16 protein-coding genes are annotated in these 21,519 nt (G+C 42.4%); 9 read left to right on the forward strand and 7 right to left on the reverse strand.

The window, feature by feature from the left end:
- Positions 1-76 precede the first annotated feature (76 nt).
- Positions 77-1,189, forward strand: a complete 1,113-nt coding sequence (locus MURRU_RS17335; protein ID WP_014032583.1) for a bacteriophage abortive infection AbiH family protein — start codon at positions 77-79, stop codon at positions 1,187-1,189.
- A gap of 14 nt (positions 1,190-1,203) precedes the next feature.
- Here MURRU_RS17335 and MURRU_RS06190 read toward each other — a convergent pair whose 3' ends face one another.
- The gene (locus MURRU_RS06190; RefSeq protein WP_014032584.1) at positions 1,204-1,959 is read right to left on the reverse strand and encodes a sulfite exporter TauE/SafE family protein; all 756 of its coding nucleotides are present in this window, start codon (positions 1,957-1,959) and stop codon (positions 1,204-1,206) included.
- Positions 1,960-2,027: 68 nt separating this feature from the next.
- Between MURRU_RS06190 and MURRU_RS06195 the strand changes: the two genes are divergently transcribed.
- Positions 2,028-3,830 (forward strand): sodium:solute symporter family protein, encoded by a 1,803-nt coding sequence (locus MURRU_RS06195; protein ID WP_014032585.1) that lies wholly within the window; start codon positions 2,028-2,030, stop codon positions 3,828-3,830.
- Here the strand turns inward: MURRU_RS06195 and MURRU_RS06200 are convergent, their stop codons facing one another.
- Positions 3,831-4,421 carry a riboflavin synthase gene (locus MURRU_RS06200; protein ID WP_041801363.1) on the reverse strand — a complete coding sequence of 197 codons (591 nt, stop codon included), beginning with the start codon at positions 4,419-4,421 and terminating at the stop codon, positions 3,831-3,833. It abuts the gene before it with no gap.
- Between the two features lie 58 nt (positions 4,422-4,479).
- Here MURRU_RS06200 and pdxA point away from each other — a divergent pair, with 58 nt between their 5' ends.
- The 7 genes from pdxA (at position 4,480) to MURRU_RS06235 (ending at position 10,787) form a co-directional block, all read left to right on the forward strand.
- Complete coding sequence (gene pdxA, locus MURRU_RS06205) at positions 4,480-5,532, forward strand: 4-hydroxythreonine-4-phosphate dehydrogenase PdxA (RefSeq protein ID WP_014032587.1); 1,053 nt, start codon at positions 4,480-4,482, stop codon at positions 5,530-5,532.
- A gap of 110 nt (positions 5,533-5,642) precedes the next feature.
- A complete protein-coding gene (locus MURRU_RS06210) occupies positions 5,643-6,176 on the forward strand; it encodes a YceD family protein (protein WP_041801833.1) in 534 nt (177 codons plus the stop codon).
- A 7-nt stretch (positions 6,177-6,183) separates the two neighbouring features.
- The gene (gene rpmF / locus MURRU_RS06215) at positions 6,184-6,384 is read left to right on the forward strand and encodes a 50S ribosomal protein L32 (protein WP_014032589.1); all 201 of its coding nucleotides are present in this window, start codon (positions 6,184-6,186) and stop codon (positions 6,382-6,384) included.
- A gap of 175 nt (positions 6,385-6,559) precedes the next feature.
- Complete coding sequence (locus MURRU_RS06220; RefSeq protein ID WP_014032590.1) at positions 6,560-7,555, forward strand: beta-ketoacyl-ACP synthase III; 996 nt, start codon at positions 6,560-6,562, stop codon at positions 7,553-7,555.
- A 26-nt stretch (positions 7,556-7,581) separates the two neighbouring features.
- Positions 7,582-8,085 carry an acetyl-CoA carboxylase biotin carboxyl carrier protein gene (gene accB, locus MURRU_RS06225; protein WP_014032591.1) on the forward strand — a complete coding sequence of 168 codons (504 nt, stop codon included), beginning with the start codon at positions 7,582-7,584 and terminating at the stop codon, positions 8,083-8,085.
- Positions 8,086-8,169: 84 nt separating this feature from the next.
- On the forward strand, positions 8,170-9,528 hold the full coding sequence (gene accC / locus MURRU_RS06230; protein ID WP_014032592.1) for an acetyl-CoA carboxylase biotin carboxylase subunit: 1,359 nt from the start codon (positions 8,170-8,172) through the stop codon (positions 9,526-9,528).
- A gap of 140 nt (positions 9,529-9,668) precedes the next feature.
- The gene (locus MURRU_RS06235) at positions 9,669-10,787 is read left to right on the forward strand and encodes an NAD(P)/FAD-dependent oxidoreductase (RefSeq protein ID WP_014032593.1); all 1,119 of its coding nucleotides are present in this window, start codon (positions 9,669-9,671) and stop codon (positions 10,785-10,787) included.
- A gap of 277 nt (positions 10,788-11,064) precedes the next feature.
- Here the strand turns inward: MURRU_RS06235 and MURRU_RS06240 are convergent, their stop codons facing one another.
- The 5 genes from MURRU_RS06240 to MURRU_RS06260 form a co-directional block, all read right to left on the reverse strand.
- Positions 11,065-11,727 carry an ABC transporter ATP-binding protein gene (locus tag MURRU_RS06240; RefSeq protein WP_014032594.1) on the reverse strand — a complete coding sequence of 221 codons (663 nt, stop codon included), beginning with the start codon at positions 11,725-11,727 and terminating at the stop codon, positions 11,065-11,067.
- A 9-nt stretch (positions 11,728-11,736) separates the two neighbouring features.
- Positions 11,737-14,169: an ABC transporter permease gene (locus MURRU_RS06245; RefSeq protein ID WP_014032595.1), complete on the reverse strand. Its 2,433-nt coding sequence runs from the start codon at positions 14,167-14,169 to the stop codon at positions 11,737-11,739.
- Between the two features lie 19 nt (positions 14,170-14,188).
- Positions 14,189-16,588 carry an ABC transporter permease gene (locus tag MURRU_RS06250; RefSeq protein ID WP_014032596.1) on the reverse strand — a complete coding sequence of 800 codons (2,400 nt, stop codon included), beginning with the start codon at positions 16,586-16,588 and terminating at the stop codon, positions 14,189-14,191.
- Between the two features lie 68 nt (positions 16,589-16,656).
- Positions 16,657-19,071 (reverse strand): ABC transporter permease, encoded by a 2,415-nt coding sequence (locus MURRU_RS06255; protein ID WP_014032597.1) that lies wholly within the window; start codon positions 19,069-19,071, stop codon positions 16,657-16,659.
- Between the two features lie 22 nt (positions 19,072-19,093).
- A complete protein-coding gene (locus MURRU_RS06260) occupies positions 19,094-21,511 on the reverse strand; it encodes an ABC transporter permease (protein WP_014032598.1) in 2,418 nt (805 codons plus the stop codon).
- Positions 21,512-21,519 lie beyond the last annotated feature (8 nt).

The following is a 21,519-nucleotide window of genomic DNA, read 5'->3' on the forward strand; positions in this document are numbered from 1 at the left end:
AAAATATATTTAGAGTAAAAGAAGGCCCGCCAAAATTGGCGGGCTTTTTTGTAATTTGATATTCAAAGTGGCATATATGGGTTCTCAAGTAATATTTAATAGGATAATTTTAATAGGCAATGGGTTTGATCGTTCATTGGGAATGCCCACATCCTATTCCCATTTTCTTGACTGGTCTAGATTACGGGCTATTAAAAATGCATTAGAAAATAAACCGTCGTTAAGATTAGAGCATCAAGAATTCCAATTCGAAACCAATTTGTTTCGTATTACTACAAATGAAGCTACAGCTAATTGGTTAAATGAAGCCATAAAAAATGTGGAATCATTTTCAAGTTTAGAAAAGAAACTGTCACAAAGACGAGAATTTTTATTTAAGCTTTCTATAAGCCCTAAACACCCATTCATAACCGAGCTTTTAAAGTTTGATTCTAAATATAAATGGGTTGATATTGAACAAATGTATTTTGATAGGCTTTTAAAAACCGGCAAGCATGAAATAAATGGGTTTCATCTATACTTTGGGTTGGTAAAACAAGAGCTGTTAAATTACCTGAGTACACTAGAAATCAATAAAGACAAAGGGCATGTACTGATGTCAAAATACAGAAAGCATTTTTTTGGTAAGATTCTTCAGTATGATTCATCTCTAAAAATCTATGAAGAAACAGACCAAAACCCTACCCATTTCTACTTCGTAAATTTTAACTACACTAATTTTTTATTGCAATTGATGGAATATTCTCCAAGTCATGCAATGGATGAAAATACAATCAATCATATTCATGGTAATTTGAATGAATACCCCATAGTCTTTGGGTATGGAAATGAAACTGGCGAAAATTATTCTAAATTGGAGAGCCTGGGAAATGATTATTTAGAAAATATAAAATCAACTCATTACTTTAACAGTACTCATTACAGAGATTTGGAGATTCAATTAAATAGTCCTTATGAAGTCTATGTTTATGGCCTTTCATGTGGATTATCAGATCAGATTTTGCTGAATACAATCATGCAAAAGGAGAACTGTAAGCAGATTAGAATCTTCTATAATAAATACGACGATGTTAATGACAACTATCGGGAGACCTTGATGAATATTTCTAGAGTGTTTGATGATAAAGAAGTTATGAGAAGCAAAATAATATCTAAACAGCCAGATGATTTTATTAGGCAAATTAAATAATCAGCCTTAAAGTCTTACCTAAACAAAATCGCCACCGCACCAATCGCCGTTACAATCAAAATAAAGCGTTTGTAATTTTTTTCGTTGATTTTCTTCACCAAGAAAACACCTAAAACCAAACCAACAAAAATAGCTGGGAGCAATCGTAAATTGATCAAAAGACTTTCCACGGTTATAGTCTTCCAGACAAAAACATGAAAAGGCATTTTAAACAAATTGGTGATAAAAAACAACCAGGCTGCCGTGCCCACAAATTCATTCTTGGGCAATCGCATCGCCAAAAAGAAAATATTGGTAAACGCTCCGGCCAAATTTCCGATCATTGTGCAAACACCGGCAAATATTCCCATGGAACCGGAAAACAACCAATGTGTAGGTACTTTTTTGGACTTTCTTCGGTCCCAAAACACCAACATGCCCAGACTTATGAATATCACGACCACCATGACCCACTTAAATTCACGCTCAGGAAGGTCTTTCCCAATCAAAACTCCTAGTAGGATTCCCAAAATCATCCATGGAAGAAATTTTATAATATACCTCCATTGGGTATGTCGATTGTAATAAATCACGGCAAAAGTGTCGCCCACAATCAGCAAGGGAATAAAAAGTCCCGTGGATGCTTTGGAGCCAAAAGCCAAGGCCATTAGCGTTACATTAAAGATGGACATTCCCTTAAGACCTGCCTTGGAAACTCCCATTAAAAAGACAGCAGTTGCTGCCATGGTCCATGCGGCAACGGAAATATCTGAGAAAGAGGAAAGAAACATGAAGACTTTTTACAGGTTCACAAAAGTAACTCAAAAAACCTATCTTTAGCTCCAGCCAAACTAAACAAATGAAACTAGAACTTTTAGATTACATCATCATTTTTGGATTCTTCGCCATAGTCCTTTTTATCGGAATCTATGTATCCAAAAAATCAGGAAAAAACACAGCAGAATACTTTTTATCTGGCCGTAGCATGCCCTGGTGGCTTTTAGGCTTTTCCATGGTAGCGACTACGTTCTCCACGGATACTCCCAATTTGGTAACGGATTTTGTTCGTACCGATGGGGTTTCCGGAAACTGGGGTTGGTGGGCCTTTTTGCTTACTGGTTTGCTTACGGTTTTTGTTTACGCGAAACTTTGGAGGAAATCCAATGTTGCCACCGATATGGAGTTTTACGATTTAAGATATGGTGGAAAACCCGCTCATTTTCTAAGAGGGTTTAGGTCGTTGTACTTGGGTGTGGTATTTAATGTGATGGCCATGTCGGCCGTAACTTTGGCCGCCATCAAAATTGGACAGGTAATGCTGGGTCTGGAACCTGTTGAAACTGTGCTGCTGGGAGGTACAATTACCGTAATATTCAGTGCCGTTGGTGGTTTTAGAGGAGTGGTCTATACCGATTTCCTGCTGTTTTTTGTTGCCATGGGCGGTGCTATTGGAGCAGCGGTCTACTTGGTAAATATGCCCGAAGTTGGTGGTTTGGATAATATTTTGGCCAATGCACAGGTGCAGGAAAAAATGTCCATCCTACCCGATTTTTCAGATACCGAAGCTTTAATAGGTTTGTTGATCATACCCTTGGCGGTACAATGGTGGAGTGCGTGGTATCCCGGTGGTGAACCAGGTGGGGGCGGCTACATTGCACAGCGAATGTTGGCAGCTAAAAATGAAAATCACGCTATTGGAGCAACGTTTTTCTTCAACATATTGCATTATGCACTAAGGCCTTGGCCTTGGATTTTGGTGGCATTGGCGTCCATCGTGGTATTCCCAGATTTGGACAGTATTCGTCAAGCCTTCCCAAATGTGCCCGAAAACATCCTTAAAAATGATTTGGCCTATTCCGCCATGCTCACCAAATTGCCCACAGGCTTATTGGGATTGGTAATGGCTTCTTTGGGAGCGGCCTACATGTCAACCATTTCAACACACCTCAACTGGGGTTCCTCTTATATTGTAAATGATTTTTACAAGCAGCAGGTCAATAAAAACGCTTCAGAAAAGGAATTGGTGAACGTGGGAAGAATTTCCACCGTTGTTCTGATGATCTTGAGCAGTTTGTTTGCTTTGGAACTTAACAATGCAACGCAATTGTTCGATATCATCATCATGTTTGGAGCGGGAACCGGGCTTATCTTTTTATTGCGATGGTTCTGGTGGCGCATCAATGCATGGAGCGAAATTGTTGCCATGTTCTCCTCGGGAATCATTTCCATTTTGTTCTGGAAGTACGAAGACGTGCTCTTTTTGTCAGAAGCGGCACCATTTCCAGGCTGGAGCAAATTTCCACTGGTCGTGCTTATAACCACGATACTTTGGTTGGCAACAACCTTTTTGACCAAACCTGAAGAAAACAAGGTGTTGTACCGATTCTATAAGATTACCAAACCAGGAGGCCCAGGATGGAACAAGATTCATGCGGAAGCCAAAGCGGATGGAGTTTCTTTGGACGATGGGAATGAAAAATGGACAGTTCCATCAGGTGTATTGGCCATGATCGTGGGCTGTATTTTGGTATATGGATGCCTTTTCGCCACAGGAAACTGGATCTATGGCAATTATCCGTTGGCCATGGGACTCACGGGTTTGGTGTTGGTAGCAACATTTTTCTTGATAAAAATTTGGCGCGGAATGCGGAGTGTGCTTTGATTAGCCCCTTAATTCCAATAATCTGGAAACATATTTCCCCACCACATCAAACTCCAAGTTTACAGTAGTCCCTACTTTGTAGGTATGGAAACGGGTATGTTCGTGGGTGTAGGGAATAATCGCTACGCTGAAACTGTTTTTTTGGGAGTCAACCACGGTCAAGCTCACTCCGTCCACAGTGATGGAGCCTTTTTCAATGGTTACATTATTGAGTTTGGGGTCGTATTCAAAACTATAGATCCAACTGCCGTTTTTTTCCTCGATTGATTTACAAACAGCTGTTTGGTCCACGTGCCCCTGAACAATGTGGCCATCCAAACGGGCGCCCAAAACCATGGCCCGTTCCAAGTTCACTACTTCGCCCAACTCTAAGTCGCTCAAGTTGGTTTTGTTCAGGGTTTCTTCAATGGCCGTCACGGTATAGTTGTCGCCGTCAAGAGAAACCACGGTTAAACATACCCCATTGTGCGAAACACTCTGGTCAATTTTCAATTCTGAAGTAATATCCGAAGCAACGGTAATGTGCAGATTTCCACCCTCTTTTTCCAGCTTTTCAACTTTACCCAAAGTCTCTATGATCCCTGTGAACATGTATCTTATTAATTGACTAGTTTTGTAGTGCAAAAGTAGCCATAACGGCATTCATTTTATGAAGGAAAATCAAAAAATAAAGTTAGGGATCTCCATAGGGGACATCAACGGTATTGGGTGCGAAGTCGCTCTAAAAACATTTGAAGATGTAAGAATGTTAGACTTTTGCACCCCAGTCATCTTTGCATCCAATAAAACTGTTTCCCAACAAATGAAAGATTTGGGGATCGATCTCAAGTTCAATGGTGTTAGGGATGCCGACCAAGCTTTGGAAGGCAAGGTCAATATTGTCAATGTTTGGAAAGAAGTTCCCAAAATAGAATACGGTCAAGCCACTAAAGAAGGAGGTGATTTTGCTATACGTTCCTTGAGGGCTGCGGTTTCTGCATTAAAAGAGGGTAAAATTGATGTATTGGTCACGGCACCCATCAACAAAAACAATATACAATCCGAGGATTTTAAATTTCCCGGACATACGGATTTCCTTGCCCAAGAACTGGAGGGTGAAAGCCTTATGTTTATGGTAACGAACTCCTTGCGTGTTGGATTGCTCACCGATCATATCGCCGTAAAAGATGTGGCCAAGGCCATTACCCCCAAATTGATTCGGAACAAGGTGGCCACCATGGAAAAATCCCTGAAAATGGATTTTGGTATTCGCAGACCCAAAATTGCTATGCTTGGAATTAATCCTCATAGTGGGGACAGTGGAACTATTGGTGAAGAAGACGATAAAATTCTAAAACCGACCATAGAAGAACTGTTCAATAAGGGAACTTTGGTTTACGGTCCCTATTCGGCGGACAGCTTTTTCGGCTCCGATAACCATAAAAATTTCGATGCCATCTTGGCGGCCTATCACGATCAAGGCCTTATTCCCTTTAAAACCCTTTCCTTTGGAAAAGGTGTCAATTATACCGCAGGTCTGGATAAGGTAAGAACATCCCCAGACCACGGAACCGCTTATGAAATAGCAGGAAAGGGCAAGGCGGACGAGGGTTCTTTTAAAGAAGCTGTATTTACTGCAATTCAAGTATTTAAGAATAGAATAGAATATCAGGAACTGACCAAAAACCCCTTGCAAAAGCAGAAAATAAAGCGAGAAAGGTAAAAAGTTTACATCATTTTGGATATTTGTTGTAGCTAGAATTGCAGTTTTGTAAATTAGTAGTATCTTTGCACCCGCCTTTAAAGGCTGGTACACAAACCTTAAGTGTAGAAATGATGAAGCTGAAAGAGTTTTTTATCCCTTTTTCAGGTCTGAAGTTGGGGAAACATAAATTTGTGTACGAGATTGATGATGCGTTCTTTGAATCTTTTGACTACCAAGAATTTAACGGAGTTTCCGTTCATATAAGTGCCGTTTTGGAAAAAATGAGCACCATGATGGAACTTCAGATTGAAGCGGAGGGTACCATAAATGTGGATTGTGATTTGACAGGCGAACCTTTTGACCAGCCTATCGATTCCAGTTTAAAACTGGTCGTCAAGTTTGGCGAAGAGTACAACGATGAAGACGATGAAATCTTGATCATACCACATGGAGAGCACCAGTTTAACATAGCACAGTACATATATGAAATGTTAGTGCTTGCCGTTCCCCAAAAAAGGGTCCACCCCGGAGTTGAGGACGGAACGCTGCAATCGGACATCTTGGACAAGCTGGAAGAATTACAGCCAAAAGAGCATACGAAATCATCAGAAAAAACAGATCCCAGATGGGACGATTTAAAAAAGTTACTAACGGATAAATAGGTTTATAATGGCACATCCTAAAAGAAAAACATCAAAAACCAGAAGGGACAAAAGAAGAACCCACTACAAAGCAGTTGCGCCAACGATTGCCAAGGACTCAACTACAGGTGAAATGCACTTGTTCCACAGAGCCCACTGGCATGAGGGCAAATTGTACTACAGAGGTCAGGTTTTGATTGACAAAACAGAAGAGGAAACTGCGGCCTAACCGCAAATCCCTTGTAATAAAGCAACTCCCGTTGAATTTTTGACGGGAGTTTTTTATGGGCCCCAGTTAACACCCAAAATCGGTTCAATTTTGCCTATAAAGTCATATAAAATGACTAATTTTCACCCCTTTTGGGTCAAATTTCAATCTTTTTGACAATTAAGAAAGGCTAAAAATGAAGAAAACAACAGCAGCAATAACAGCTGTAGGAGGATACGTTCCCGACTTTGTTCTTTCCAATAAGGTTTTGGAAACCATGGTGGATACCAACGATGAATGGATTACCACAAGAACAGGAATCAAGGAGCGAAGAATCTTAAAAGAAGAGAACGCGGGAACATCTTTCATGGCAATCAAAGCTGCGGAAGATTTGCTTCAAAAAAGAGGTATTGAGGCTTCCGAAATAGACTTTGTACTCGTTGCCACCGCCACCCCCGATATGCCTGTCGCTTCCACAGCGGCCTATGTAGCTTCGGAAATTGGTGCGGTAAATGCTTTTGCTTACGATTTACAAGCTGCATGTTCCAGTTTTTTGTACGGGATGTCCACAGCGGCCAGTTATATAGAATCCGGCAGATACAAAAAAGTATTGGTCATTGGGGCCGATAAGATGTCGTCCATTATAGATTATACCGATAGAACAACTTGTATTATTTTTGGAGATGGAGCTGGAGCGGTACTTTTTGAACCCAATGAAGAAGGCTTAGGTTTACAAGATGAGTTTTTGCGCTCGGATGGCATTGGCCGTCAGTTTTTAAAGATTGATGCAGGAGGTTCTATTTTGCCGGCATCAGAAGAAACGGTAAAGAACAAACAGCATTACGTCTTTCAAGACGGGAAGTCTGTTTTTAAATTTGCCGTCTCTAACATGGCCGATGTTTCAGCTTTGATCATGGAGCGGAACAATCTAACAAGAGACGATGTACAATGGTTGGCGCCACACCAAGCCAACAAACGCATTATTGATGCTACGGCTAACAGAATGGGTCTTGAGGCAGAGAAGGTTCTTATTAACATTGACCGATACGGAAACACAACATCCGCCACACTGCCCTTGTTGCTCTATGACTTCGAGAAGCAGTTGAAAAAAGGAGATAATATCATATTCGCCGCCTTTGGAGGAGGTTTTACATGGGGTTCCATTTACTTAAAATGGGCCTATAATTCTTAATCACACAACTAACTAAATTATATTCCATGGACATTAAGGAAATTCAAAGTTTAATCAAGTTTGTCGCCAAATCGGGCGCCAGTGAGGTGAAGCTGGAAATGGAGGACATTAAGATTACCATTCGAACGGGAAGCACTAGCTCCAGTACACCAGAGACCACCATTGTTCAGCAAATACCCGTAGCCCAAGCCCCAACTGCCGCTGCTCCGGCTACGCAAGCACCTGCGGCAACCCAAGAAGCTGCGTCGCCAGCACCATCTGATTCCAAAAAGGGAGATGATGACTCAAAATACATAACCATCAAATCCCCCATCATAGGAACATTCTATAGAAAACCATCCCCGGACAAACCGCCATTCGTAGAGGTTGGCAGTTCCATCAATAAAGGAGATGTTCTATGTGTGATTGAAGCAATGAAACTTTTTAACGATATTGAATCAGAGGTTTCAGGTAAAATAGTTAAGATATTGGTTGATGATTCCTCTCCTGTTGAGTTTGACCAACCTTTGTTCTTGGTAGACCCATCGTAGTGAATTTTAAATGATAAATTTTGGGGGCATTTCGTCACCTAAAACCATTTAAGATTTAGAATTCAGAATTTAAGATTGTGTTCTATGTTTAAAAAAATATTGATTGCAAATAGGGGTGAAATTGCCTTGCGGATTATAAGAACCTGTAAGGAAATGGGCATCAAGACTGTTGCCGTTTACTCCAAGGCCGACGAGGAAAGCCTTCATGTCCGCTTTGCCGACGAAGCCGTTTGTATTGGGCCACCACCCAGCAGCGAATCCTATTTAAAGATTCCAAACATTATAGCAGCAGCGGAAATTACCAACGCCGATGCCATTCACCCAGGTTACGGATTCCTTTCCGAAAATGCCAAATTCTCCAAAATATGTGCCGAGCACGATATCAAGTTTATTGGTGCTTCGGGTGAGCAAATTGAGAAAATGGGAGATAAGGCAACCGCCAAGGAAACCATGAAAAAAGCAGGTGTTCCCACGGTTCCCGGTTCCGAAGGTTTGTTGAAAGATGTTGATCATGCCAGAAAAGAAGCCAAAAAAATGGGCTATCCGGTAATGATCAAAGCTACTGCCGGTGGTGGTGGTAAAGGAATGCGCGCCATTTGGTCCGAGGAGCAAATGGAGAAAAACTTCAACAGTGCCGTAAACGAAGCAACCGCTGCCTTTGGCAATGGCGGTATGTACATGGAAAAACTGATCGAAGAACCCCGGCATATCGAAATCCAAATCGTTGGCGACCAGTATGGCAAAGCCTGTCACTTGTCCGAAAGGGATTGTTCCGTACAGCGCAGGCACCAAAAGCTTACCGAAGAAACACCTTCCCCGTTTATGACAGACAAACTCCGTGAAGACATGGGGAAAGCGGCTGTAAAAGCAGCGGAATATATTAAATATGAAGGAGCTGGAACCATCGAGTTTTTGGTGGACAAACACCGAAACTTCTACTTTATGGAAATGAACACCCGTATTCAGGTAGAGCATCCGATTACCGAACAGGTTGTGGACTACGATTTAATCCGTGAGCAGATTTTGGTTGCAGGTGGTGTACCCATCTCGGGAAAAAACTATTATCCAAAATTGCATTCCATTGAGTGCAGGATCAATGCAGAAGATCCCTATAACGACTTTAGGCCATCGCCTGGAAAAATTACCACCTTGCACACCCCTGGTGGACACGGGGTTCGCTTGGACACACATGTGTATAGCGGTTATATGATTCCTCCGAATTATGATTCCATGATCGCCAAGTTGATAACCACAGCACAAACAAGAGAAGAGGCCATCAACAAAATGAGAAGGGCCTTGGACGAATTTGTGATTGAGGGCGTTAAGACTACCATTCCATTCCATCGTCAACTGATGGATCACCCAGATTATTTGGCCGGCAACTACACCACCAAATTCATGGAGGATTTTGAAATGGATCCAAAATATCAAGATCATCATTAATACAGGAGGTCTAAAAAAATAACAAAACTTTGATTTTGTCAGGTTGAGCGCAGTCGAAACCCATTGATTATCAAGTTGACCTAGGTTCTCGACTGCGCTCGAACTGACAGATAACAAGCTTTTTAGACCTCTTTTCTTTTATGGAATTAAGTTATTGGGAACATAAAAGCTGGTTTTCTAAAGTTGATTTTACCATTGTTGGCAGTGGTATAGTAGGAATTAACTGTGCTATCCGGTTGAAGGAAAAATATCCCAATAGCCACATTTTAATTCTGGAAAAAGGCAGTCTGCCCCAAGGAGCAAGTACCAAAAATGCCGGTTTTGCCTGTTTTGGGAGTGTTTCAGAAATTTTATCCGACCTAGAGCATCATACCGAGGAAGAAGTGGCGCAACTCGTTCAAAAACGGAGGGATGGGATTCAACGTTTGCGAAATCTCCTAGGAGACAAGGCCATCGGTTTTGAATTACATGGAAGCCATGAACTTTTTCCCTTGGAAAAACCTCAGTTCTATAAAAAATGTTTGGAAGCCGTGCCTTACCTCAACAATTTGATGGAGCCTATTTTTGCCCAAAAGCCATTTGTTACCAATGGCAATCTCTTCGGTTTTTCCAATATTCAAGAAAAATATATCACACATCGGCTGGAAGGGCAACTGGATACGGGCAAAATGATGCGTTCTTTGATTCAAAAATGTTTGTCCATGGGGATTCCTATTTTAAATGGGATTCTAGTAAATGATGTGGTTGAATCGAATAATGGAGCTACTATCGTAACGGATGACTTTGAGTTTTCGTCCAAAAAAGTATTTGTGGCCACCAATGGTTTTGCCTCCAAACTATTAAAATCGGAAACCGTGAAACCTGCCAGGGCGCAAGTTCTGATTACGGAGCCTATCAAAAACTTAGCTATCAAGGGCACTTTTCATTTTGACGAAGGGTATTATTATTTCCGAAATATTGATGATAGAATTCTATTTGGCGGTGGAAGAAACCTTGATTTTTCCACCGAGGAAACCACCGAGTTCGGAGAAACCCAAATTATTCAGGACAAGCTCGAAGCATTGCTCCGCAATATGATTTTACCTGATCATCCTGTAAAAATTGAACGCAAATGGAGCGGCATTATGGGTGTGGGCAACCAAAAATCACCTATAGTGAAACAAATATCCAATTCCATCTACTGTGGTGTCCGTTTGGGCGGTATGGGTGTGGCACTCGGCAGTCTTGTGGGCAAGGAGTTGGCCGAATTGGCTGACTAATTTCAAGTACAAGCACCAAGTTCAAGAACAAAGAGAAGAGAAACAAGACCCAAAACCAAACAACACAGGGGCTACTGACTTCCGACTCCCGACTTCCAATAACCTTTTGACACGAATTCCATCAATCTCCACAAATACTTTTTGAACCTGATTTTTGGACTCTTCAAGCACTCAGCAAGCTCAAGTTCAAGACCAAGCCCAAAAGTATTCATGAAACGTATACATTACAAAACCATTGATCCTTGAGTTTGAACTTGAACTTGACTTTTGAACTCGGTCAAACCATTCTTCCATCCAATAAATTAATGATTCTTGAGCCGTATTCGGCATTTTTCTCGGAGTGGGTCACTTGAATTATGGTCACTCCCTCTTCATTCAGTTGTTTGAACAATTCCATGATTTCCTCTCCTTGTTTGGAATTCAAGTTACCAGTGGGTTCGTCGGCCAAAATCAATTTTGGATTGGAAATCAATGCCCGGGCAACCCCGACCAATTGTTGTTGGCCGCCGCTCAATTGTGCAGGAAAAAGGTCTTTCTTGCCCACAATGTTAAAGCGGTCCAGCATATCGGCAACCATGGCCTTACGCTCCGACCCTTTGATTTTTTTATAGATAAGCGGCATTTCCAAGTTTTCCTTTACGGTAAGTTCATCCAACAAATGGTAGGATTGAAATACAAAGCCAATGTATTGTTTGTACAGATTGGATCGGTGTTTTTCTTTGAGCGAATGGACGGATTCGTCCATAAAATTGTATTCCCCCTCATCAAAAGTATCGAGCATCCCGATAACATTGAGCAAAGTGGATTTTCCAGAACCTGATGGCCCCATAATAGAGATAAATTCTCCTTCTTCTACTTCCAAATTAATGTCTTTCAGCAAAAAAAAACGTTGGCCACCAGAGTTGACCCATTTGAATATGTTGTTGAGTTGTAAAAGCATGTTCTGATTTTATTCGGTTCTTAAACTTTTAACAGGGTTTACAATGGCCGCCTTTATACTTTGATAACTCACCGTAAGCACCGCAATGGTCACAGCTATCAAAGCCGCCAACGGAAAGGACCACCAAGGAATGTCTATCCGGTATGAGAAATCCTGCAACCATCGGTCCATGGCAAACCATCCTAAGGGGAGTGCCACAACTATAGCAACACCCACAAGTTTCAAAAAATCCATGGAGAGACGATAGGCAATTTGTCCAACACCAGCACCCAGTACTTTGCGAACCCCAATTTCCTTTACACGTTTTTGCGCATTGAATGCTGCGAGCCCGAGTAGGCCCAAACAGGCAATAAAGATGGATAAAATGGTAAATACCATGAAGATTTTGCCCAAACGTTGCTCTGCTTCATAACTGGTGTTGAAGGAATCGTCCATAAAATAGTGCTCAAAAGGTTGAGAAGGGGCCAATTTCGACCAAATCCCCTCAATTTCGGAAATGGTACGGGACACGTCGCCTTCACTGAGCTTTATGGCCAATCTGCTCGCCCCACCAGCTCCATAGAAAAACCCAAGGGCCTCGACTTCGTTGCGGAGCGATTCAAAATGAAAGTTTTTGACCACCCCCACCACGGTCAGCAGGGTACCATCATCAAAATTGTCGATAAGTTGGGTGCCCAACACATTTTGAGGTGTCTTGCCCATAACGGCCACAGCCTTTTCATTTAGGATGATGCTTGTTGAATCAGTGGCAAAACGGCCAATGTCAAAATTTCTTCCAGAAACCAATGAAATGTCAATAGTTGAGAGATAGTCCTCATCCACATTCCATTGTTGCATATTGATGGTCTTCTCTTGGCTTCGGTCCTCGGCCCTCATGAACGAGCTGTTGGTCCGTGCGGAAGGAGTGGGCAAAAAACTGCTCAAGGAGGCACTTTGCACTTGGTTGATCTGCATCACCTCTTCCTTGAAAGCCTTCTTTTTCCCTTCAAGAGCATTCACACCGTTGATCACCAAAACTTGGTTTTTGGCATACCCCAAGTTTTTGCCCTGGATATACTGCAATTGCTGGAAGACCACCAATGTGCCCAATATCAAGAACACGGAAATGGAAAACTGGAGTACGACCAGTACATTTCTGACCCGTTCCCCGCCAATGGCACTCCCTCCCTGCCCTTTGAGCACCTTGGCGGCCACAAATCGGGACATGAAAAAAGCGGGATAAGTCCCTGAAACAAGCCCTAGAAGCATTGCGGCCAATACAAGTACGGCCCAAAAACCAATATGGTGCAAGGGAAGGGCCAGTTCTTTTCCGGACAATTCGTTGAACAAAGGAAGAATTGCCATGGCCATCAGTAAAGCCAAGCACATGGAACCTAGTGAAATAAGCCCCGACTCGGTCAAAAACTGTCCTATCAGCCCGCTTCTTTGGGAACCCAGGGTCTTCCGAATGCCCACTTCCTTAGCTCTTTTGAGGGAATGTGCAGTAGAAAGGTTCATGAAGTTGACACTGGCCAAAACAAGGAGAATCAGCGCGATGGCCGAAAGAATATAAACGTTCTTGATGTCGCTCACAGCACTGAACTCCGGGTTTCTTCCCGAATACAAATGGATATCTGTCAAGGGTATGGTGGTGTAGTACATGTAGTTGCCAGAATCAATGAACTGTTGTTCCGTAATTCCGGGGAAGAATGTCTGGACATAGGGAATCAAGTATTTCCCGACCATATTTTGCAGTCTATCTTGAATGTCCCCAGCTTTTGTTCCAGGCAACAACTTGATGAATGTGTAGTAATTGTGGCTTCCCCATTCAGCCAATTGTGCATCTTCATAACCTGACATAGCCAGAAAAAGGCCACGATCTTTTAGGAACGAGTTCTTGGGCATATCGTCTATCACCCCGGTTACCCGATATACTTCATTGTCGTTCAACAACACTGTTTGCCCAATGGCCTTATTTGTGGAAAAATGTTTTTCGGCAGCTGTCTTGGTCATGACCAAGGCATTTGGTTCTTTCAAGGCAGAACGTTCATCGCCGTATAAAAGCTTTAACCCGAACATTTTAAAGAAAGTGGAGTCTACATAGGCAACCGAAAGTTCCTTTACATTGCTTTCAGTTCCCTGAGGTCTAATAAAGACACTCCCAACGTTCCTGAACCTTGTGGTAAGTTCCACTTCGGGAATGTCATTGAGCATGGCTTGGGCCATAGGAGCGGACACCTCGGCAAACTGGTTTTCGACTCCGCCAAATTTAAGGTCTGCGTTGACCCTATGGATACGATCTGCATCGGCAAACATAGTGTCATGGTTCAGTTCGTCATAGATATAGAGCCCGAGCAAAAGCCCACCAGCCATTCCTATAGCTAATCCAAAGGTGTTGATAAAAGTGAAGAATGGCTGTTTTTTAAGGCTTCTCCAGGCTATTTTGATGTTGTTCTTGAGCATAGTCGTTCATTTTTTGTGTTTATTCTGTACGCAAACTCCGGGCAGGATCGGTCCGTGCTGCTTTGATTGCCTGAAAGCTCACGGTGAGAATGGTTACGGCCAGGGCTCCCAGCATGGCAAGGGCAAAAATCCACCATTTAAGTATCACACGATAGGGATACTCCTGTAACCATCCGTTCATTACATAATAGGCAATGGGTACGGCAATAAAACAGGAGATAATGACGAGTTTTAAAAAGTCCTTGGACAACATGTTCCATACATTGAACACCGAAGCTCCAAGTACTTTGCGCACCCCTATTTCCTTGGTGCGCTGTTCCGCCACAAAGGAAGTCAACCCAAATAATCCCAAACAACTGATCAGAATGGCAAGAGCCGTAAAAATTCCCGATAATTGACCAATGCGTTCTTCGGTGGCAAATTTTTCACCATATTCATCGTCCACAAAGTCGTATTGAAAAGGAATGCTTGGAAAATGCTCTTTGAAAACTCTTTCGATGACAGCGATATTCTGGCTCGCACTTTGTTCTGGGTTCAATCTCATATTGTAATAGGAGCCGTTACCATATCTGTCGAATACGTACATGCCTTGTTTAACGGGCTCGTAGGGGGATTGGGCAATCATATCCTGAACCACTCCAATGATTTTCAAAGGATCACTTGGATTTTCAGCATCCTCATCTATAAGGAGTTTCCCAATGGGGTCTTTGAGTCCCATATATTTTACGGCTGTTTCATTAAGAAGTACAGCTGTTGAATCGGAAGCAAACTCTCTGGAAAAATTTCTTCCTGCCACAATCTTTAAATTGAGACTTTTGGCATATTCCGGGGATACTTCGGTCCAAGCCAGGTCTTCTTGAAAACCTTCGGGTTTGCCTTCCCATGTCCAACCGCTACGGTTGGACCATATATTTGTTGTTGGGCTGCTGGAGGTCGACATTTCGATGACCGCTCCCGAATTGATAAATTCTTCCCGCATCAATTCAAACTTTCCGGTAAAATCTTGACTCATGGTCGGCACTTGTACCAAGCCTTCTTTATCGTAACCCACAGGTCTGTTTTTGGCATGGTTGATCTGTTGCATCACGATCACCGTTCCGATGATGAAGGCCACTGAAACCGTAAATTGTACCACCACCAATATCTTACGAGGCAATCCTGAGTGTTTTCCTGCTTTAAAGGTGCCCTTTAAAACATCTACCGGCCTAAATGAAGATAAATAAAGTGCCGGATAACTGCCCGCCAAAAGTGCTGTGAACAATATAAAGGCTAATGAGGCAAGCCAAAAACCTATAGATGACCAAGGGAAGTCGATTTCTTTTCTAGCTAGATCATTGAACCCGCTCAAGGATAGGACTACAATAAAGATGGCCAATGCATAGGCAAATAAAACCACTAAAAAGGATTCTCCCAAAAATTGATTGATCAGTTGGCCGCGTTGCGACCCAATGGATTTTCTAATGCCAACTTCTTTAGCTCTCTTTTCGGAACGGGCCGTACTCAAATTCATAAAATTGATGCACGCCAGCAAAAGAACAAAAGCTCCGATAATCCCAAATAGCCATACGTATTTGATTCTACCGCCCACTTGTTTTCCGTTTTCAAAGCGCGATCGTAAATACCAATCCTTCATCGGGAACAAAAACAATTGCGTGTTGAATTCCCTTGAGTTTTCGTTAAGTTCTTGTTTTACCTCGCCGATTTTGGAGGTAACGGATTCCATGGTCGTGTTGTCCGCTATTTGTACAAACATTTGGAAGGAGTTGTTCCCCCACTGATCTTCAGCATTTTTAATCCATTCATTGATGGAAACATATTTGTCCCAAGGCATAATGAATTCAGTATCATTGAAGGTATTGTTAAAAGGAATATCCTCGTATACTGCGGTTACCATCATGTCGTATTGACTATTGACCTCTATGGTCTTTCCAATAGGATCTTCGTCTCCAAAAAGGGCATTGGCTGTCGATTCGTTCAACATAATGGAATTGATTTCTCGAACCCCGTCCTTTTCACCTTTCAATATTTTCAGGTCCAACATTTCGGGGGCTTCGCGCTGCATAAAGTTTCCGTCTCTGGAAATATTCGTTTCCTTGTATTTCAGGTATTGGGAAGTATTCCAGGAGCACATCACCAAATGCTTAAAATTGTCCATATAGCCGTCCCTGAAGGCTTTTTCCAACGGACGTGGGATAGCGGGTCCAGTCCCTGTTTCCCCATTTACGGTCTGCGATTGGTAAATTTGAGCAATTTGGTTTTTATGGGCAAAATAGTTGTTGTGGCTCAGTTCGTCCGTGATCCACAAACCAATAATAAGGGCCACGGCCATACCCAAAGCAAGACCACCAACATTGATAATTGTATAGGCCTTGTTCTTGGTAAGGTTCCTCCAGGCAATCTTTAGATAATTTTTAAACATGATCGTTCGTTTTTTTGATGGTTTGACAGTTGTTCATTTAGTGTCTTTGGTCAATAAAGGATAAAAACCTATTCATCCCTCAGGATGTTCACCGGGTTTGTGGTGGCAGCGTGCCAACTTTGCCAACTTACCGTAAACAAAGCCACTAAAAGCACTAACCCTCCTGTTAGGGCAAAAAGCCACCAGCTCAAGGATGTTTTGAGTGCAAAATTCTGCAGCCACTTGTGCATAAGGTACCAGGCCAAGGGTACTGAAAGCACAAAGGCCAACCCTACCCATTTTAAAATATCTTGATTCAACAAGTATAAAACCTGACCAATTGTGGCCCCGTTTACTTTGCGTATTCCAATTTCTTTGGTGCGCTGGAAAGAGACATAAGTGGTTAGGCCAAAAAGCCCCAGTCCGGCAATGATCATGGCAAGGACGCTGAAAACCCCAAAGGAGTCCGCAAATTTTCGATCCCTATCATACTGGGCTGCGAATTCTTGATCTACGAACCTATAATCAAAGGTGCTGTCAGGGAAGAGATTTTTCCACACGGTTTGTAATTGTGCCAAGGAGGCTTTTGTGCCGTTTGAAGAAAGATCGGTGCCATCCAGTTTTACCAATAATTGGTCGTTTGTGCCCACATATCTTATCAAAAGAGGCTCCACCGCGCTTTTTAATCCAAAATGATGGTAGTCCACCACCCCTTTTATTGTCCAATCCCTGTCCCAGAAGTTCACGGTCTTGCCCACCGCATCTGCCACATTTGAAAGCCCTATAAATCGGGCAAATTGAGTGTTGATCACAATTTGGTCTCCCCTGTCCTGGGCATTGGGCACAAAAGGCCCCCCAGCCACAAACTGTATCCCCATCAGGTCGAAATAATTGGTGTCCGCTCCATAGTTGTACCAGATACGTTTTCCGTCCTCAGTTCCATCTGGAAAGGTAATCCCCACGGAAGAACTTAGGTTATTGTAGCCACCTCCGGGATAGGTATCTGCCATGGCCACTCCTTTTACGTTGGAAAGGTGTCCTATTTCCTTTTCAAGTGTCTGGAATCGCTGAAACCTTAAAGAATCAGCCATTTCTTCCAACACCGTGCCATTTAAGGCCACCACTTGATCAAGATCGGCCCCGATGGACTGATTCTGCATAAATTGAATCTGTTTGGTTATGGCAAAGGTGCCAAACAATAATACCATAGTGGCCAAGAATTGTCCAACGACGAGCACCTTTCTAATGGGAAACCCGTTTGACTTGGGACGGAACTTTCCCTTTAGGGAAAATATTATACCAAATTTACTGATTGCTATGGCAGGATAGAGTGCAAAGACAATGCTTCCCAAAACCACAAAACCCAATACGGGAAAGAGCTGTTTAAAGGTTTCCATATCCCAGTTCAAAGAGATTCCGGACAACGTATTGAAATAGGGAAAGAAAATACCAAGAAGGACAGCTGCCAAGAACACCCCAAAAAAAGTGAGTATGAGGGACTCCATGAGTGATTGTACCACTAGTTGAGGTGCTTTGGCCCCCACCACCTTTTTGATGCCAGTTTCCCGAGCTCTTTCCATGGATTTTGTGGTAGTTAAGTTCACATAGTTGAGCCACGAGAGCAAAATGACCACTAAGGCTATGGCGAAGAGCAACCTTATATTGTCGGCACTGCCATTTATATCGGCCTCATACGGTTTATCGGAATATAAATGGATGCTCTCTATCGGCTCTATATTGTGGCGCTCTCCCTCGAAATCCCCGACCGGAAGTGCCATGATCTTTTCCCGTAAATTGGCAATATCGGTTCCCGGGGCCACTTTGATATAGGTGAAATAACTGTTTTGGTTCCAGGTACTGTTCCATTGGTTCTTAAAAGCATCCCAAGATGCAAAAGAAGAAAAGGAGATAAGAAAATCGTTGTTTATGTGCGATTTCCTGTTGGTTTCTTCCAACACCCCGGTTACCGTAAAAAGTGCTTTTGTTCGCCAAAAAACCGAGAGGGTCTTTCCCAAGGGATCGTCGTTTCCATATAGCTTTTTGGCCAATTTCTGTGAGATCACAATGGAATAGGGCTCCTCCAATGCTTTCTTTTCATCCCCTTTGGCCAAGTGGGTGTCCATCATTTCAAGATAATTGGGGTCTGTCAGCGAGCCGTTAATGTCGGCATAAGCCTGATCTTCTTGTACCACCGTAGATTTTGCTATCTGTAAAAGGCGCAGTTGTTCTTTAACCTCTGGGAAATTATCCCGTATGGTCTGTCCGCTCAAAATATAGGCCTGAGCATCTCCCGGAACATAGGCTCCTTCGGCGGTATAGTCCATATATACCCGGTAAACGTTTTCGGAACCCTTGAACACATCATAGCTTTGTTCATAGCGAACATACAGCATAATAAGAACAAAAGAGGCCACTCCAATCGCCAGTCCAGCAATGTTGATGAAGGAATAAAGCTTGTTTTTCAACAAGTGCCTGAATGCCATTTTAAAGAAGAGAATGTTCATAATGCTGTTTTTGATGATGATGTTATTCCGTACGTAAACCTTTGGTAGGTTTTAACAAGGCAGCTCCAATAGATTGATAACTGATGGTAACTATCGCAATGCCGAGCGCTATGAGCCCTGCGGTTAAAAATATTTCCCAGCCAATGCTGATGCGGTAGGCAAAACCTTCCAACCATCTACTCATCAAATACCACCCAATAGGAATCGCAATACAGATCGAGATGATAATCAGCTTTAAAAAATCGAGGGTCAACAACTGGTAAATGTTTTTGAAGGGAGCTCCCAGAACACGACGTATACTTATTTCCTTTCTACGTTGTTCCACCATAAAGGCTGAGAGGGCAAACAGACCCAGACAGGCCACAAGGATGGCGAAAAGGGCAAAACTGTTGAATATTTTGCCCATGCGTTGAACATCTTCGTGCATTTGGGCAAACTCCTGTTCCAGAAAAGAATAATTGAGTGCTTGATTTGGAACATTTCTGTTCCAAACTTTTTCGATGGAGGCCAAGGCTTCTGTTGGGTCTCCTTTTTCCAATTTTACGGAAACGGCACCAACGTCGCTACCGATAACCAACGACAGGGCAGAGATATCCTCTTTTAAGGATTTAAAGTGAAAATCCTCTATGACACCTATAACCTCAAAAACTTGACTGTTATTATCCAATTTTTTGCCAACGGGGTCTTGCAAGCCCAGTTCCGAGGCCATTTTGGTATTGATAATAATGGAATTGATGGAGTCGTAGGCAAAGTCCTTGGAAAAATCCCTTCCTTTTTCGAGTTGAATACCCAAAGTTTTAATATAATCGTAATCCACCCTCCAAATTTGGGCGGGAATACCCCTTCCACCATCATCCTGCCCTTCCACCATAAAGGTATTTCCATTTCTACTACCGCCATCAATGGGCAAATAGTTGGTGGATGTTACATTTTTTACTTGTGACAATGATGATAGTTGCTCTTTAAAAGATTCTATTTTATTCCCAAGAATATTGGTGCCTTCGAGAACCACTACACGTTCTTTGTTATACCCCAATTCCTTGTTGATTATGAAGTCCATTTGTCGGTAAATAATCAGGGTTCCAATAATCAAGACTACCGAAGTGGTAAATTGAAAAACCACCAGACCACTTCTTAATCTTCCACTTTTACTTCCTACGCTCAAAGTGCCTTTTAAGACATTCGCAGGCCTAAAAGCTGATAAATAGAAAGCCGGATATAAACCCGCCAAAATGCCGACCACTAAAGCTGCCATCAACATTAAGGGAGCAAACCACCATGTGGTCCATGGAAATTCAATGTTTTTGGAAGCGATTTCATTAAAGGTGGGCAACAGCACCCAAGCCAAAACAATGCCCAGAACAAAGGAAATAACGCTAAAAATCACCGATTCTGTGAGGAACTGGTTTACCAGATTGTTCCTGAACGCTCCAATGGTTTTTCTCAGCCCAACCTCTTTTGCCCTATTGGCCGATTTGGCCGTGGAAAGGTTGATAAAATTGATAATGGCCAAAAGCAGTACAAAAATTGCTATGGCAGCAAAAAGCCAAACAAACTTTACATCGCCATGTTTTAGTCCGTCCTGCATTTTTAGGTCCGATTTTAAATAGATGTCCGTTATCGGTTGGAGTTTATATTCGGCCGTTCTCAAAACATCTATAAAATTGGCCGAACGCCCTCGTTTCATTTGAGCTGGAATGATGTATTTTTCAACAATCAAAGTCATTTTTTGTTCCAACTCTTGAATATTGGTGTTGGGGTTTACCAATACATAAGTGAAGTAATTCTGATTGGTCCAGCTTTGGTTGGTGTCTTCAATGGGAAGAAGAAAATCGAAATCAAGATGGGAACTCTCGGGCACATCCTCCATTACCCCTGTAACGGTGTAGGGAGTTGAGGTGTCGTTGTCCAAAAATATGGTTTGCTCCAAAGCATTGCCATTAGGAAAGTACTTCTCGGCCTTGGATTTGGAAAGAACAATGCTTTTGGGTTCCGTCAGAGCTGTTGCAGGGTCGCCCTGCTCCAGTTGTATTTCCAAAATATCGAATGCTTCTTGATCGGCAAGAATAAAGTTCTCCTCAAAGGTGTTCTCTTTTTTTCCGGTTAACCTAAACCCGCGTTTGCCGGCACCAAATATCTCTATGGTGTTTACTTTTCCTGCTTTGATTATTTCGGGAAAATCGGATTGAAGCGCATCGGCAAAGGGCAATTGGAAGTGCGTACTTTTCATTACCTCGCCTTGGATCTCTCCCTGAAAAACTACTCTGTAAATTTGATTTTTCTTGGCATAATGCTGGTCGTAGCTGACCTCGTTACGAATAAATAGGGCGATTAAAAGACAGGCAGCGATACCCACGGCAAAACCACCTGTTTTAATAAAAGTGAAGAGTTTATCCTTTTTGATGGTTCTCCAGGCAATATTTAAGTGATTTTTGAACATGTGATTGA

The organism is Allomuricauda ruestringensis DSM 13258 (assembly GCF_000224085.1).
Taxonomy (GTDB): Bacteria; Bacteroidota; Bacteroidia; order Flavobacteriales; family Flavobacteriaceae; genus Flagellimonas; species Flagellimonas ruestringensis.